We start from the raw sequence: 14411 nt of genomic DNA on the forward strand, positions 1-14411 counted from the left end.
CTTAACCCTTCTTGCCTGCATGCTCGGCGACGCCTTGAACGAAGTCGGCCGCGTCTTTCTGAACGTCAGGAATGTTTTCGAGCTCGACGGCCACTTCCGTCGGAGCGATCCCGTCGAGAATGTCGTCGATTGGCGCGCCAAGCACGCGCATGGCCATGCGCTCGAGGGAAAAGAGCGCGATCAGGACTCCGCCGCCCATCAGCGGTATGTAGTCCCAGGCACCCGAGATACCGAGAGCCGGCAGCGTCGTGCCCCAGGTCAGCGTGACCAGATTGCTGCCGTACCAGACCATGCCGAGGCCGAAGGCGAAGATGACGATGTCGGAGATCATCCGCAGCCACTTCTTCGCGGCCGGCGGCAGCGCATAGAGCAGCACGTCGAAGCCCATATGATTGTTTTCCCGCACGCCGACGGCGGCGCCGAGGAAGATGAACCAGCTCATCAGGATGACCGCGCCAGGTTCGGTCCAGCTCGGCGAATCGTTGAGCACATAGCGGCAGAAGACCTGCCAGGCGACGATGGCCGTCATGACCACGAGCCCGGTGCCGGCACAATAGAGGGCGACGGTATTGAGCCTGGACAGGATGGGCAGGCCTAGTCGGAGTTGGGTGGACATGGGGTTTGGTGCCTCCTGACCCTTCGACTGTCGGAAGGGCCGGACCATGGGTCCGCGAACTAATCTGTCGAAAACAGCGCTTGCCCCTCCGTGGCCGTGGCCAGACGGAGGGGCTTGGGCGCTACGTTTACTGCACCGCCTGCACGTCGGAGACGAGCTTCTTCAGAACCTCGTCGGTGATGTGCTTTTCGTAGACGGGCTTCATGGCATCGATGAAGCCCTGCTTTTCGACCTCGTTGATCTGGGCACCGGCCTTTTCGACCAGCGCGCGCGATTCCGCGGTCTTCGCCGCCCACAATTCGCGCTGCTTGGCGACGCTGTCCTTGGCCGCCTGCTTGAAGATCTCCTGATCCTCGGGCGTCAGCTTGTCGAAGGCCGCCTTGTTCATGACGAACACTTCCGGAAGGATCGTGTGCTCGTCCATCGAGTAGTATTTGGCGACTTCGAAATGCTTGGCGGTGTCGTAGCTCGGGAAGTTGTTCTCGGCACCCTCGATGACGCCGGTCTCGAGCGAGGAATAGACCTCGCCATAGGGCATCGGCGTGGCGTTCGCGCCGAGTGCGGCGGTCATGTCGACGAAGATGTCCGACTGAATGACGCGGAACTTCATACCCTTGATGTCGTCGACCGTCTTGATCGGCTTCTTCGAGTTGTAGAACGAGCGCGCGCCCGCATCATAGAAGGCAAGCACCACGAGACCGGCTGGCTCGAAAGCCGCCTTGATCTGGTCGCCGACGGCGCCGTCCATCACCTTGTGCATGTGATCTTCCGAGCGGAAGATGTAAGGCAGAGCCGGAACGATCGTCTCCTTCACGGTGCCGTTGAACGGCGCCATGGACACGCGGTTGAGTTCGATGACGCCGGAGCGGACCTGCTCGATCGTGTCCTTTTCCTCGCCGAGCTGGGCCGAGTGATAGACCTCCACGGCATAGCGTCCCTGCGTGCGCTCCTTGACGAGTTCGCCGAAATATTTGACGCCCTCGACGGTCGGGTAGCCGTCCGGATGGGTATCGGACGATTTCAGCACGGTCTCGGCCGAGACGGCGCTGGCGAAAAGCATCGAGACAAGCGCGACACCGGCCCACAGTTTGGTCATTTGCAACATTTTCTCCTCCCAGTTGGCGGGCATTGTGCCCGCTGTTGCAGTCATAAAGTCAGATTTTGTACGCCCTCTTCGCCAGGCCGTAGGCCAGGTCGAGCGCCAACTCGTGCGCCTCGTCCTCCCTCAGCCGATGCTCCGCGACGAGACGCCCGAGGAAGGCGCAGTCGACACGGCGGGCGACGTCGTGGCGCGCCGGGATCGACGGAAAGGCGCGGGTATCGTCGTTGAAGCCGACCGTGTTGTAGAAGCCGGCGGTCTCGGTGGTCATCTCGCGGAACCGGCGCATGCCTTCCGGGCTGTCATGGAACCACCAGGCCGGCCCGAGCTTGAGCGCCGGATAGACGCCGGCGAGCGGCGCCAGCTCGCGCGCATAGCTCGTCTCGTCGAGCGTAAACAGGATGATCGAGGCGCGGGAATCGGTGCCGACGGCGTCGAGCAGCGGCTTCAGCCCGCGCACATAGTCCGTGCGGGTGGGAATGTCGAAGCCCTTGTCACGACCGAATTTGCGGAAGATGGCAGGGGAATGGTTGCGCCATGAGCCGGGATGGATCTGCATGACGAGCCCATCCTCGATGCTCATCCTGGCCATTTCGGTTAGCATCTGCGCCCGAAACAGCGCGCGCTCGTTCTCATCCGCCTTTCCGGTCCGCACCCTGCCGAAAAGGATCTCGGCTTCGCCGGTACCAAGATTGGCGGTCTGGGCCGAGGCAAAACCGTGGTCGGTGGCGGTCGCGCCAAAGGATTTGAAATAGGCGCGGCGATTGCGATGCGCGTCCAGATAGCCCTGCCAGCGGCCGGTATCGCAGCCGCTGATATCGCCGAGCGTGTCGAGACCATCGAGGAAGCCCTCGAAGTCCGGATCGATCACCGAATCCGGCCGGTAGGCCGGGACGACACGGCCCTTCCAGCCGCTGTCGCGGATCTTTGCATGCCAGGGCAAGAGATCGAGGGCACCGTCCGTGGTCGAGATGACTTCGATATTGAAGCGCTCGAACAAGGCGCGCGGCCGGAAGGCGTCGGTCACCAGTTGGGCGGCGATCGCATCGTAACAGGCGTCGGCATTGTCGGCGGTCAGCGGCGTAGTGATGCCGAACAGGTTCTCCAGCGTATAGTCCAGCCAGAGCCGGGTCGGCGTGCCGCGAAACAGGTAGTAGCTCTCGGCGAACAACCGCCAGATCCTGCGGCCGTCGGTCTCGACCGGCGAGCCGTCCAGTGTGGGCACCCCGAGGTCTTCCAGACGGATCCCCTGGCTGAACAGCATGCGGAAAATATAGTGGTCGGGAACGATCAGCAGCTGGGCCGGGTCTGGAAAGTTCTCATTCTCGGCATACCAGCGCGGATCGGTGTGGCCGTGCGGGCTGACGATCGGCAGATCCTTCACCGCGGCATAGAGGTCAGCCGCAATGGCGCGGGACGCCGGGTCGGCGGGAAACAGCAAATCCGGGGCGACAAGGCTCATGAGATAGACCGCTCCTCCTTCGGTCGACAAAGGGGTAAAATCAATTAGACGTCATGTCAACATACAAAAAAACATCAGTCGTATGATGACTTTTGCTTGACCGCGTAGGCTCGCTTGCGCACTGATAGGGCTCCGGACGGGCGGGAGGAGCCTCGCCGCCGATCATCGATACTGCGATCGCCCTGCCGCTGAAGTCGCGAAACCAGGGTCGCTTGCACCCTGGAGGAACTTGCCTTGACGGTCGCCCAACCCCGAAGACTGCGGGCCGGCATCATCGGCCTCGGAATGGCCTCGGGGCCGCACGCCCTGAGCCTGCTCGACCTGCAGGACCGGGTCGAGGTGGTCGGCGCCTTCAGCCCGACCGAGACACGGCGCAAGGCTTTCGCCGATCGGTTCGGGCTGCCCGTCGTCGACAATGCCGACCGCATCTTCGACGATCCGTCCATTGACTACGTGATCGTCCTGACGCCGCCCAACACGCATCTGGCCCTGGTGGAGCGCGCCGCGACGAGCGGCAAGCACGTGCTGCTGGAAAAACCCCTGGAGATCTCGCTGGAGCGATCGCGACAGGTCGTCCAAACGGCCGAGCGTGCCGACATCAAGCTCGGCATCGTGCTGCAACGCCGGTTTCGGCCCGTCTTCACGGAGACGGCAAGGCTGATCGGCGAGGGTACGCTGGGAGAGATCGTCTCGGCCTCGGTGCGGCTCTGCAATTGGCGGGATAAGAGCTACTACGACGCGCCCGGCCGCGGAACACTGGCGCGGGACGGCGGCGGCGTGTTGCTGACCCAGGCCATCCACACCATCGATCAGCTGATCGCATTGGCAGGTCTGCCCACCCAGGTCACCGGCTTCGCCGCGACCAGCCGCGTGCACAGGATGGAAACCGAAGACCTCGTCCACGCCGCCCTTCGCTTCGACAATGGTGCGCTCGGCGCCTTGAGCGCAACCACGGCGGCCTATCCCGGCTTCCCCGATCTGATCGAGATCATCGGCACGCGCGGCACGGCGCGGCTCGAAGGCGACGATGGCGTCATCCACCTGACGGACGGACGCAGGGTAGACCTGCACGACGACTCGGCCGATGGCGGCAGCGGCGCGGACCCCATGGCCTTTTCCCACGGCAACCACCGCGCCGTGCACCAGGATTTTCTCGACGCCATCACCACGAACCGGCAGCCGCGCGCCTCCGGCGGCGAAGCGCTGAAGGCCCACCGCCTGATCGACGCCATCTTGCGCGCCGCGGCGACCGGCCAGCTTGTGGATGTCTGACGAAGGCGGTGCGCGGTCGAGGAAGGACGGCTTCAGTCATGGCCTGCCATGGCTCGAACGGAGCCTGGACCGGCAACGGCACAACCGAGTGGGGTTGACTTCAGGAAATTTTACGCTCTTATGGAGAAATTGGTAAGGCCACCTTACCGCATGCATGAGGAGATGCGTGTTGAGGGAGTTCGCTAGATGTTTGTGACCTTGGAGCCGCGTCGCCTGTACAGGCAGGTCGCGGACCAGATACGCGTGCTGATCGAGGCGGGCGAGCTGGTTGTCGGCGGACGGCTGCCGGCGGAGCGCGATCTCGCCGAACGGTTTGGTGTTTCCCGTCCGACGGTGCGCGAGGCGCTGATCGTGCTCGAGGTCGAAGGCTATATCCAGATCCGCATGGGCTCGGGCGTGTACATTGCCCAGAAGCCGGCGAGCATACCCACGATCCTGCCAGCCGAGGAAGTCGACGGCCCGTTTGAAATCCTTCAGGCCCGCTGCATCGTCGAGAGCGCCATCGCCGAGGAGGCTGCCCGGCATCCCTCGCCCGAAGGCATCGCCCGTCTCGACGAGATGCTGGCGCGCATGCAGGATTCGCTCGACCAGCCGGAGCGCGCCATCGCCGCCGACCTCGCCTTTCATGCCGCCATCGTCGACATGGTCGGCAATGCGGCCCTGCGCCATTTCATCAGCCTTTTGATCGACAAGCGGACTTCGCCCTATTTCGAGAAGCTGGCGAGCTATTTCGAAGGTCCGCACACCTGGCAGCGGGCCGTCGAGGAACACAAGGCCATCCGCGACGCCATCGCCGCCGGCGATCCGTCTGCGGCGCGCGAAGCCATGCGTCGGCATCTGACGCTGGCGCAGAAGAGATTCTCAGAAAGCTTCGGGGAGGAGCCGGTGAGAGAAGACTGATCCTGGCGCCCTTGAGGCGGAGGATCGGGAGACAGAAGTCTGAAATCTATTCGGGAGGAAAGAATGACATTCAGATTGACAACCGTATTGGGCGCAACCGCCCTTGTCCTGGTCTCGGCGCTGGCCGCGAAGGCCGAAACCGTGCTCAAATGGGCGCATGTTTATGAAACGTCGGAGCCCTTCCACACCGAGTCGGTGTGGGCTGCCGAGGAAATCGCCAAGCGCACCGAAGGCCGCTACAAGATCGACGTCTTTCCGGCCTCGCAGCTCGGCAAGGAAGCCGACATCAACCAGGGCCTGAAGCTCGGCACCGTCGACATCATCATCTCCGGCTCGAGTTTCGCCGCGCGCGACTTCAAGCCGATCGGCGTGACCTATTTCCCCTACATCTTCCGCGATCCGAGCCATCTCCTGGCCTATACCAAGAGCGACATCTTCAAGCGGCTCTCCAAGGGCTACGAGGATGCCACCGGCAACCACATCACCGCGGTCACCTACTACGGCACCCGCCACACGACCTCCAACAAGCCGATCGAGAAATGCGCCGACATGGCCGGCCTGAAGATCCGCGTTCCGGATGTCCCGGCCTATCTCGCCATGCCCCGCGCCTGTGGCGCCAACACGACGCCGATCGCCTTTGCCGAAGTCTATCTTGCGCTTCAGAATGGCACCGTCGAAGCCCAGGAAAACCCGCTGACCACCATCGAAGCGAAGAAGTTCTACGAAGTGCAGAAGAACATCGTGCTCACCGGTCACATCGTCGACCACCTGAACACGGTCGTCTCCAAGACCCTGTGGGGCAATCTCTCGGACGCTGACAAGGCGATCTTCACCGAGGTCATGCAGGAAGCCTCCGCCCGGGCGACGAAGATCATCGAGGAGCGTGAGAACAAGCTGGTCGGTACCTTCAAGGAGAAGGGCATCAATGTCGTCGAAGTGGATAGGTCCGACTTCGAAAAGACCGTGCTCGAAAAGGTGACCTTCGAGGAATTCGGCTACGACAAGGCCGACTGGGAAGCGATCCGCGCCGTGAAGTAAACGCGCGTCTCCCGGCGCCCCCGCGGCGCCGGGTTTCACCCTGGTGAATTCCGCTCGCTGGAGCTTTCAAATGACAGACCAAAAACACGCGCCGATCAGCGTGGACGAGATGGCGCATGCGTTCGAGGAAGAGACAGGCCCGGCCGACCTGTCGCGCTATGCGATCGAGGACTGGCTGACGCTGGCGATCTTCTGGGGCATGGCCCTTTGCGTCTTCCTGCAGTTCTTCACCCGCTATGCCCTGAACAACAGCCTGGCCTGGACGGAAGAGATCGCCGCCAACTGCCTTGTCGTCATCGTCTTTCTCGGTTCGGTCATGTGCGTGCGCATGTGTCGGCATATCCAGGTCGATCTGCTTTACCGACTGATGTCGAAGCGCGCCGCTCGCGTTCTGCAAGGTGCCGTGGACCTGATCGTCATCGGTTTCTTCGCTTACACCACATGGCTGATGTGGCGCTACGTGGCGGTGGTCGGAAGCGAACGCATGGTTACAGTGGACCTGCCGCGCGGCATCGTCTTCTACACGGTTTTGGCCGCCTTCGCCCTGATGTTCGTGCGTTCGGTGCAGAACCTCGTCAAGGACATGACGAGCGCGAAAACGGTTCGCGAGCAGGCTGAAGAAGCCGACATCCCGACAGGAGTTTGAACAGTGCTGCTTCTCATTGGTGCATTCCTGCTTCTCATGATCCTCGGTACGCCGGTCGCGGTTGCCATGGGCGTGGCGTCGCTGTCCTATCTCCTGGTCTATGGCGTCGCGCCCGACATCATCGCCGCCCAGCGCATGATTGCCGGCGTGGAAAGCTTTCCGCTGATCGCCGTGCCCTTCTTCATTCTCGCCGGCAATCTCATGAACATCGCCGGCGTCACCGGCCGCATCTACCATTTCGCCCTGTCGCTGGTGGGCTGGATGAAGGGCGGGCTGGCCCAGGTCAACATCATCGGTTCCGTGGTGTTCTCCGGAATGTCCGGCACCGCCCTTGCCGATGCGGCGGGCATCGGCACGATCGAGATCAAGGCGATGAAGGATCACGGCTATCCGGTCGAGGCCGCCGTCGGCGTGACCGCAGCCTCGGCGACGCTCGGCCCCATTTTCCCGCCGTCCCTGCCCTTCGTCATCTACGGCATGATGGCCAATGCCTCGATCGGCGCGCTGTTCATGGCCGGCATCCTGCCCGGCATCGTCATCACCGCGCTTCTGATGATCACCGTCTACATCTTCGCCCGGCGCAACGGCTGGGGTTCGGACACGCCGTTCGAGCTGCGGCGGCTGGCCGGCGCATCGCTGGAAGTGGTCGTCGTGCTTTGTTTCCCCGCGGCGATCTATCTGCTGGTCATGGCCGGCCTCTCCGTCAATGTCGCAGTGCTGATTGGGCTGGTCCTCCTCGTGGCGCTCGACTGGTACTTCGATTTTCACGCCGTCATGGCGCTGATGACGCCGGTGCTGCTGATTGGTGGCATGACGATGGGATGGTTCACGCCGACCGAAGCCGCGGTCGCCGCGGTGATCTGGTCGCTGTTCCTTGGCCTGGTGCGCTACCGCACCATGACCTTCCGGGCGCTGGCCAAGGCCTCCTTCGACACGATCGAGACCACAGCTTCGGTGCTCTTCATCGTCACGGCGGCGTCGATCTTCGCCTGGCTGCTGACGGTGAGCCAGGCAGCGCAGCTGTTCTCGGACTTCATGTTCGCGCTGACCGACAACTGGTGGACCTTCCTCATCCTGGTGAACGTGCTGCTGCTGATCATCGGCGCCTTCCTGGACACGATCGCCGCGATCAGCATCCTGGTGCCGATCCTGCTGCCGATCGCCGCCCGCTATGGCATTGACCCCGTGCATCTGGGCCTCATCATCACGCTGAACCTGATGATCGGGCTCCTGACCCCGCCCGTCGGCATGGTCCTCTTCGTCCTGTCGCGGATCTCGAAACTGTCGGTGGAACGCACGACCATGGCCATCCTTCCCTGGATGATCCCCTTGTTCGTCGCCCTCTTGCTGATCACCTTCATCCCGGCGCTGACGCTCTGGCTACCGACGCAGCTCGGCCTCATCCGTTGACCGACTGCCCGCGCGCTTCGGCGCGCGGGCCTATTGCCATGAACAGAGAGAAACCATGCTGACGCGGGTGGCACGCCTATACGGAACACGCGACTTGCGGGTCGAGACGCAGCAAATGCCGCCGCTCGGACCGGGCGAGGTGCTGCTGCGCATGGCCGCCGGCGGAATCTGCGGATCCGATCTGCATTACTACCAGGACGGCGGCTTCGGTCCGGTGCGCGTCAGCGAGCCGATCATCGCCGGCCATGAGGCGTCGGGTTATGTCGAAGCGGTCGGCGAAGACGTCGATCCTGCCGCGATCGGACCCGGAATGCTGGTCGCCGTCAATCCGTCGCAACCCTGCGGCGAATGCCACTATTGCCGGCTGGTCCAGCCCATCCACTGCCTGTCCATGCGCTTCATGGGCAGTGCGATGCGCGTGCCGCATGAGCAGGGCATGTTTCGCGACCGGATGATCGTGCCGGCGATCCAGTGCCATCCCGTCTCCGGTCCTGTGACGCCGGCGGAAGCGGCCTGCGCGGAGCCGCTGGCCGTGTGCCTGCATGCCGTGGCCCAGACGGGTGCGCTGGCGGGCACAAAGGTCCTGGTGACCGGCGCCGGACCTATCGGCCTGTTGACCGTCGCGGCGGTCCGCCATGCAGGCGCTGCCGAAATCGTCGTCACCGATCTGAGCGACGCGGCCCTTTCCCGGGCCCCGGCCATGGGCGCGACCGCCACGCTCAACGTGGCGAGCGACCCCGACGGTCTCGCCCCCTGGCAAAGGGACAAGGGACAGTTCGACGTGGTCTTCGACTGCTCGGCGGCGGGTCCCGCCCTGCGCTCGGCTTTCGCCGCCCTTAAGCCGCGCGGCACCATCGTGCAGGTTGGCGTGACCGGCGACATCACCATTCCGCTCAACGCCCTGGTCGGCAAGGAAATCGTCTGGCGCGGCTCGCAGCGATTCGACCGCGAATTCGCCGACGCCGTGGCGCTCATTTCCAGACGGGGCATCGACGTCCGGCCGATCATTTCCCACGCATTCCCGCTCGAACAGGCGGTTGAGGCCTTCGAACAGGCCGGCGACCGCAGCGTCGCCTGCAAGGTCCAGATCACCTTCGGCGACGCCCACAGACGATAGAGGACGGAAACGATGAGACATACATGGCGGTGGTTTGGCCCTGTCGACAAGGTGACGGTGCGCGATGCCGCGCAGGCCGGAGCGGAAGGCATCGTCAGTGCCCTGCACCACGTCCCGACCGGAACGGCCTGGACGATGGACGAGATCCGTAAGCGCCAGGACGAGATCAAGGCCGGCGGCCTCTACTGGGACGTGGTGGAAAGCGTGCCCGTGTCGGAAGACATCAAGACCCAAACCGGCGAATGGCGCACCCATGTCGCCAACTGGCAGGAAACGCTGCGCCGACTTTCGGCCTGCGGCATCCGCACCGTCTGCTACAACTTCATGCCGGTGCTCGACTGGACCCGCACCGACCTGCGCTGGGAGACCCGCCACGGCGCGAAGGCCATGCGCTTCGATCTTAGCGATTTCGCCGCCTTCGACATCCATATCCTGAAGCGACCCGCCGCCAAGGCCGACTATCCGGAATGGCTGGTCGAAGCGGCCGCCAGGCGGTTTGCCGAGATGCCCGATGAAAAGATTGGGGCCCTCGGTCGCAATATCGGTGCGGGCCTGCCCGGCTCCGCCGATGGCTACACCCTCGATCAGCTGCTGGAAAAGCTGCGCTCCTACCGGGGCACCGACCGCACGCGGCTGCAACAGAATCTCGTCGACTTCCTCTCGGAGGTGACGCCGGTCGCCGAAGAGGTCGGCATCAACATCTGCGCGCATGGCGACGATCCGCCATGGCCGCTTCTCGGATTGCCTCGCATCCTCTCGACCGAGGCCGACTATGCCCACATGCTGGGGCAGGTGGACAGCCGCGCCAATGGCGTTACGCTCTGCACCGGTTCGCTCGGCGCCCGCGCCGACAACGACCTGCCCTTCATCGCCCACCGCTTCGCCGAACGCATCCATTTCGTGCACCTGCGCAATGTCACGCGCGATACCGACACCGTGCCCTGCTCCTTCTTCGAGGACGAACACCTGGAAGGTGGCACCGACATGGTCGCCGTGATTGCCGCCCTGCTTGGCGAGGAAAAGCGCCGGCGCGCCGAAGGCCGGGAGGATCACCGCATCCCGATGCGCCCCGACCACGGCCAGGAGATCCTCGACGACCTGACGCGCGGCGCCCAGCCCGGCTATCCGGCGATCGGCCGGCTGAAGGGACTGGCCGAACTGCGCGGCATCGAACGCACCCTGCTTCACCCCCAATACGGATTGGCCTGACGCCCATGGAACGTCTCTCTCACTCGACCAAGCTGCCGGCCTCCGTCGCCGGACCGACCTATGACCGCGCAGCGCTTCGCCCCGGCATCGTCCATATCGGGCTCGGCGCCTTCCACCGCGCCCATCAGGCCGTCTACACCCAGCGCGCCCTGTCGAAGGATTTCGGCGCCTGGGGCATCGTTGCCGTCAACCTGCGGTCGGCCGAACCCGTCGAAGCCCTTCAGGCGCAGGACGGTCTCTATTCCGTCGTGGTGCGCGGATCCGCGGGCGACACGGCCGAAGTGATCGGCGCGACGGTGGACTGGGTCTGCGCCGCCACGGACCGGCAAAAGGTTCTCGACTACCTCGCCGACGCGTCCATTCGCGTGGTGACGCTGACCGTCTCGGAAAAGGCCTATGGCCTCCACCCGGCCACCGGCGGGCTCGACCTCGGCCATCCGGCCGTTGCCGCCGATCTTGCCCATCCGCATGCGCCGACCGGCGTCCTCGGGTTCCTGGTCGAGGGGCTGGCGCTGCGCCGGTCAAAGGGCATTCCAGCCTACACGGTGCTCTGCTGCGACAATCTTCCCTCGAATGGCAGGATCGTCCGGCGGCTGGTGCTGGAGATGGCCGAGCGGCGCGATCCGGATCTTGCCCGCTGGATCGCGGACAACGGCGCCTTCCCCTGCAGCATGGTGGACCGCATCGTTCCGGCTGCAACCGACGCCACCCGTTCGCTGGCCGGCGCGCTCCTCGGCGTGGAGGATCGCCTTGCGCTCGAGACCGAGCCGTTTCTGCAATGGGTCATCGAAGACAATTTCGTCTCCGGCCGCCCCGCCTGGGAGGCCGGCGGCGCGATCTTTGCCAGCCACGTCGAACCCTACGAGAAAATGAAGCTCCGGCTGCTCAACGGTTCGCATACGCTGATCGCCCATCTCGGCCTGCTCAACGGCCTGGAATATGTGCGCGACGTCATGGCCGTGCCGGAACTCGTCGATCAGGTGCACCGGCACATGGAAGCGGTCGTTCCAACGCTCGATCCGGTTCCCGGCATCGATCTCGATCAGTACCAGCGCCAGCTGATCGAGCGTTTCGCCAACAAGGCGATCGCCCACCGCAACATCCAGATTGCCATGGACTGCAGCCAGAAGCTGCCTCAGCGCATTTTTGCCGCGGCGGTCGAGACGCTCGCCGCCGGCGGCAATGCGGCCGAGTTCGCCCATGTCGTCGCGCTGTGGATCACGGTGGTGCGCAAGCGCATGGATTGCGACGATCCCCGCCGCGAAGAGATCCTGGCGGCGGCGCGCACGGTCGATCCGGCCGATCCTTCCGCCTCGTTCTTTGCCATAAACGGCTTGTTCCCGCCGGAGCTGGTCGCAGCCAGAGCCTGGCGCGACCTCGTCAACGGCGAACTGTAGACAAGGGTCGACTAGGCCCGGCGGTGAGGATGACCCTGGCCGCCATCCGATTGACGCGTCTCGGACACCGCCATTCCCTGGCGGTGTCCTGTCTATTCGCCCTTTGGACTTGGGGCATTACCCACAATGTCCGTTGACGGCTGATGCAATGCGGTCTCGCCTCAGGCGGCGAGCCTGGAGCCCTCCAGCGGTATCTCCACTTCGATCTCGAGGATCGACACATGCTTGTCGCGCTCCATGGTGACATGCACCTTTTCGCCGTCGACCTGGACGTGCCTGGCAATCACGGCGAGGATCTCCTCGCGCAGCACGGCGACGAGATCGGAACCGGCCGACGCCCGTTCGTGGGCAAGAAGAACCTGGAGGCGCTCCCGCGCGGTCGGGGCCGACCTCTGTTTGCGGAACAGTTTGAAGATGCTCATGCTGCCCTCCGCGCGAAAATCTTGCCGAAGAGCCCCCGCTTCTCGCCCGGGATCTCGATGGGCAACTGCTCGCCGCAGAGGCGGCGCGCGGCGTCGAAATATGCAAGCGCCGGTGCGCTGCGGGCGTCGGCAAGCGTGACCGGCGCGCCGATATTGGAGGCGCGCAGCACGTCCATGCTTTCCGGAATGATGCCGAGAAGCGGGATCGAGAGAATGTCCAGCACGTCCTCGACTTTCAGCATGTCCCCGCGCTGGGCCCGCTGGGCGTCATAGCGCGTGAGCAGCAGGTGCTTTTCCATGCGTTCGCCGCGTTCGGCCTTGACGGTCTTGGCGTCGAGCAGCCCGATGATGCGGTCGGAGTCGCGGACCGACGAGACTTCCGGATTGGTCACCACGACCGCCACGTCTGCGTGGCGCATCGCCAGCGTCGCGCCACGCTCGATGCCCGCCGGGCTGTCGCAAATGACCCAGTCGAAATAGCGCCGCAGATCGTTGATCACCTGTTCCACGCCCTCGGGCGTCAGGTTGTCCTTGTCGCGGGTCTGGGAGGCGGGCAGCAGGAAGAGCGTGTCGACGCGCTTGTCGCGAATCAGCGCCTGCTGCAGCTTGGCGTCGCCCTGGATGACATTGACCAGATCGTAGACCACCCGGCGTTCCGCCCCCATGACGAGGTCGAGATTGCGCAGGCCGACGTCGAAGTCCACGACCACGACCTTCTCGTTTCTCTGCGCCAGGGCTGCACCCAGCGCCGCACTGGAGGTTGTCTTGCCAACCCCGCCCTTGCCTGACGTGACGACGACTACCTTCCCCATCTTGTTCTCCTGTTCCTGGCCATCTCGGTTCATTTGAGTTTGTCTGCCTTCAGCGTTTCGTCGTCGAGCCACCATTGGACGGGTTGTCCGCGAAGCTCGGGCGGCATGTCCTCGGCCATCTTGTAGATGCCGTCGATCGCCACCAGCTCGGCTTCGAGCTTGCGGCAGAAAATGCGGGCGGTCTGGTTGCCGAGCGAGCCGGCCATGGCCCGACCGCGCAGCGCGCCATAGATGTGGATGGACCCCCCGGCGATCACCTCGGCGCCCGAGGCGACCGAGCCGATCACCGTCACGTCGCCGTCGGCAAAAGTGACCGACTGGCCCGAACGCACCGGTTCGCGGATGATCAGCGACTGGAGCGCCTGTCGCGTGGCGACCGGTTCTTCGGCCTTCGTTTCCTCGTTGCGCGGGACTTCCGTCCGTTCGCTCGTCGCCACCTCGAAATCGGCGGCCGGGCGTCCGCCCTTCAGGGCCGGCGGCATTCCGGGTTCGATCAGCGAAGGCCGTCCGCCCTCGATCCCCATGACGCTGACATTGCGGGTGCGAAGCGCCGCCAGCAGGTCCTTCAGCTGGGGGCGATCGATCGCCAGATCGGTGACGTCGAGAACCACGGGGCGACCGAGGAAGAAGCCCGCCGAACGTGCGGCGAGATCGTCGAGCCTTTCCAGCCACTCGTCGAGCGGCAGATCGGGCGACAGTACGACCGCCATGAAGGAGCGGCCCTTGATGCGGATCGAGCGGGCGTCTGTTAGCACTTTGGTCATCTGGGTTAATGATTGGTAACCCTTGCTAGCCTCTCCATGGTTAACAAAGCGTTAACGCTGCCACGGATCTGATCTCCGAATGGGGACACTCAAGGGCCAACGGCAACGGACGTGTTGCGTTTTTTCGCGTAGCCGCTTTTTCAGCAGGATGCCACGCCCGGGAAGCTTGGCCACCCGTCCGATCTCGTCATCCTCGATGCACGCGGTCGCGTGGCATCGTGAAGGGACGAGGCCGATTCGATCAACT

The 14411-nt window shown here is 64.2% G+C and carries 14 protein-coding genes; 8 read left to right on the forward strand and 6 right to left on the reverse strand.

Features of this window, described 5'->3' with window-relative positions; all coding sequences use genetic code 11:
* Position 1 precedes the first annotated feature (1 nt).
* The 3 genes from AC07Y0_RS19480 to uxaC form a co-directional block, all read right to left on the reverse strand.
* Entirely contained in the window at positions 2 to 616 is a 615-nt protein-coding gene (locus AC07Y0_RS19480) for a TRAP transporter small permease (RefSeq protein ID WP_498679338.1), read from the reverse strand.
* A gap of 127 nt (positions 617 to 743) precedes the next feature.
* The gene (locus AC07Y0_RS19485) at positions 744 to 1721 is read right to left on the reverse strand and encodes a TRAP transporter substrate-binding protein (RefSeq protein WP_498679339.1); all 978 of its coding nucleotides are present in this window, start codon (positions 1719 to 1721) and stop codon (positions 744 to 746) included.
* Between the two features lie 49 nt (positions 1722 to 1770).
* Positions 1771 to 3177 carry a glucuronate isomerase gene (gene uxaC / locus AC07Y0_RS19490; RefSeq protein WP_498679340.1) on the reverse strand — a complete coding sequence of 469 codons (1407 nt, stop codon included), beginning with the start codon at positions 3175 to 3177 and terminating at the stop codon, positions 1771 to 1773.
* A 234-nt stretch (positions 3178 to 3411) separates the two neighbouring features.
* On the opposite strand from uxaC, the gene AC07Y0_RS19495 reads away from it, so the two are divergent.
* The 8 genes from AC07Y0_RS19495 (at position 3412) to AC07Y0_RS19530 (ending at position 12166) form a co-directional block, all read left to right on the forward strand.
* Positions 3412 to 4449, forward strand: coding sequence for a Gfo/Idh/MocA family protein (locus AC07Y0_RS19495; protein ID WP_498679341.1), 1038 nt, complete (start codon positions 3412 to 3414; stop codon positions 4447 to 4449).
* Positions 4450 to 4635: 186 nt separating this feature from the next.
* On the forward strand, positions 4636 to 5349 hold the full coding sequence (locus AC07Y0_RS19500; RefSeq protein ID WP_498679342.1) for a FadR/GntR family transcriptional regulator: 714 nt from the start codon (positions 4636 to 4638) through the stop codon (positions 5347 to 5349).
* A 63-nt stretch (positions 5350 to 5412) separates the two neighbouring features.
* Positions 5413 to 6387, forward strand: coding sequence for a sialic acid TRAP transporter substrate-binding protein SiaP (locus tag AC07Y0_RS19505; protein ID WP_498679343.1), 975 nt, complete (start codon positions 5413 to 5415; stop codon positions 6385 to 6387).
* A gap of 70 nt (positions 6388 to 6457) precedes the next feature.
* Positions 6458 to 7033: a TRAP transporter small permease gene (locus tag AC07Y0_RS19510; RefSeq protein ID WP_498679344.1), complete on the forward strand. Its 576-nt coding sequence runs from the start codon at positions 6458 to 6460 to the stop codon at positions 7031 to 7033.
* A gap of 3 nt (positions 7034 to 7036) precedes the next feature.
* Positions 7037 to 8443 carry a TRAP transporter large permease gene (locus AC07Y0_RS19515; RefSeq protein WP_498679345.1) on the forward strand — a complete coding sequence of 469 codons (1407 nt, stop codon included), beginning with the start codon at positions 7037 to 7039 and terminating at the stop codon, positions 8441 to 8443.
* Between the two features lie 55 nt (positions 8444 to 8498).
* Positions 8499 to 9560 (forward strand): L-idonate 5-dehydrogenase, encoded by a 1062-nt coding sequence (locus tag AC07Y0_RS19520; RefSeq protein ID WP_498679346.1) that lies wholly within the window; start codon positions 8499 to 8501, stop codon positions 9558 to 9560.
* 12 nt (positions 9561 to 9572) lie between these two features.
* On the forward strand, positions 9573 to 10769 hold the full coding sequence (uxuA, locus tag AC07Y0_RS19525) for a mannonate dehydratase (protein WP_498679347.1): 1197 nt from the start codon (positions 9573 to 9575) through the stop codon (positions 10767 to 10769).
* A gap of 5 nt (positions 10770 to 10774) precedes the next feature.
* Complete coding sequence (locus tag AC07Y0_RS19530; protein WP_498679348.1) at positions 10775 to 12166, forward strand: mannitol dehydrogenase family protein; 1392 nt, start codon at positions 10775 to 10777, stop codon at positions 12164 to 12166.
* A gap of 161 nt (positions 12167 to 12327) precedes the next feature.
* Here AC07Y0_RS19530 and minE read toward each other — a convergent pair whose 3' ends face one another.
* Genes minE through minC form a run of 3 tightly spaced genes read right to left on the reverse strand, consistent with a single transcriptional unit; the run spans position 12328 to position 14164 of the window.
* Positions 12328 to 12588 (reverse strand): cell division topological specificity factor MinE, encoded by a 261-nt coding sequence (gene minE / locus AC07Y0_RS19535; protein ID WP_498679349.1) that lies wholly within the window; start codon positions 12586 to 12588, stop codon positions 12328 to 12330.
* Positions 12585 to 13400 (reverse strand): septum site-determining protein MinD, encoded by an 816-nt coding sequence (gene minD, locus AC07Y0_RS19540; protein ID WP_028737575.1) that lies wholly within the window; start codon positions 13398 to 13400, stop codon positions 12585 to 12587. Before minD ends, minE begins: the two co-directional genes overlap by 4 nt.
* 29 nt (positions 13401 to 13429) lie before the next feature.
* Positions 13430 to 14164: a septum site-determining protein MinC gene (minC, locus tag AC07Y0_RS19545; RefSeq protein ID WP_498679350.1), complete on the reverse strand. Its 735-nt coding sequence runs from the start codon at positions 14162 to 14164 to the stop codon at positions 13430 to 13432.
* Positions 14165 to 14411 lie beyond the last annotated feature (247 nt).

The organism is Allorhizobium sp. GW101-3B10 (genome assembly GCF_059424725.1).

Bases quoted from the DNA above. Each gene is read 5' to 3' on its own strand.
- AC07Y0_RS19485 (WP_498679339.1), bottom strand. From the start codon at position 1,721: ATGTTGCAAATGACCAAACTGTGGGCCGGTGTCGCGCTTGTCTCGATG.
- AC07Y0_RS19505 (WP_498679343.1), top strand. From the start codon at position 5,413: ATGACATTCAGATTGACAACCGTATTGGGCGCAACCGCCCTTGTCCTG.
- AC07Y0_RS19530 (WP_498679348.1), top strand. From the start codon at position 10,775: ATGGAACGTCTCTCTCACTCGACCAAGCTGCCGGCCTCCGTCGCCGGA.
- uxuA (WP_498679347.1), top strand. From the start codon at position 9,573: ATGAGACATACATGGCGGTGGTTTGGCCCTGTCGACAAGGTGACGGTG.
- minC (WP_498679350.1), bottom strand. From the start codon at position 14,164: ATGACCAAAGTGCTAACAGACGCCCGCTCGATCCGCATCAAGGGCCGC.
- uxaC (WP_498679340.1), bottom strand. From the start codon at position 3,177: ATGAGCCTTGTCGCCCCGGATTTGCTGTTTCCCGCCGACCCGGCGTCC.
- minE (WP_498679349.1), bottom strand. From the start codon at position 12,588: ATGAGCATCTTCAAACTGTTCCGCAAACAGAGGTCGGCCCCGACCGCG.
- AC07Y0_RS19520 (WP_498679346.1), top strand. From the start codon at position 8,499: ATGCTGACGCGGGTGGCACGCCTATACGGAACACGCGACTTGCGGGTC.
- AC07Y0_RS19510 (WP_498679344.1), top strand. From the start codon at position 6,458: ATGACAGACCAAAAACACGCGCCGATCAGCGTGGACGAGATGGCGCAT.
- AC07Y0_RS19480 (WP_498679338.1), bottom strand. From the start codon at position 616: ATGTCCACCCAACTCCGACTAGGCCTGCCCATCCTGTCCAGGCTCAAT.
- minD (WP_028737575.1), bottom strand. From the start codon at position 13,400: ATGGGGAAGGTAGTCGTCGTCACGTCAGGCAAGGGCGGGGTTGGCAAG.
- AC07Y0_RS19500 (WP_498679342.1), top strand. From the start codon at position 4,636: ATGTTTGTGACCTTGGAGCCGCGTCGCCTGTACAGGCAGGTCGCGGAC.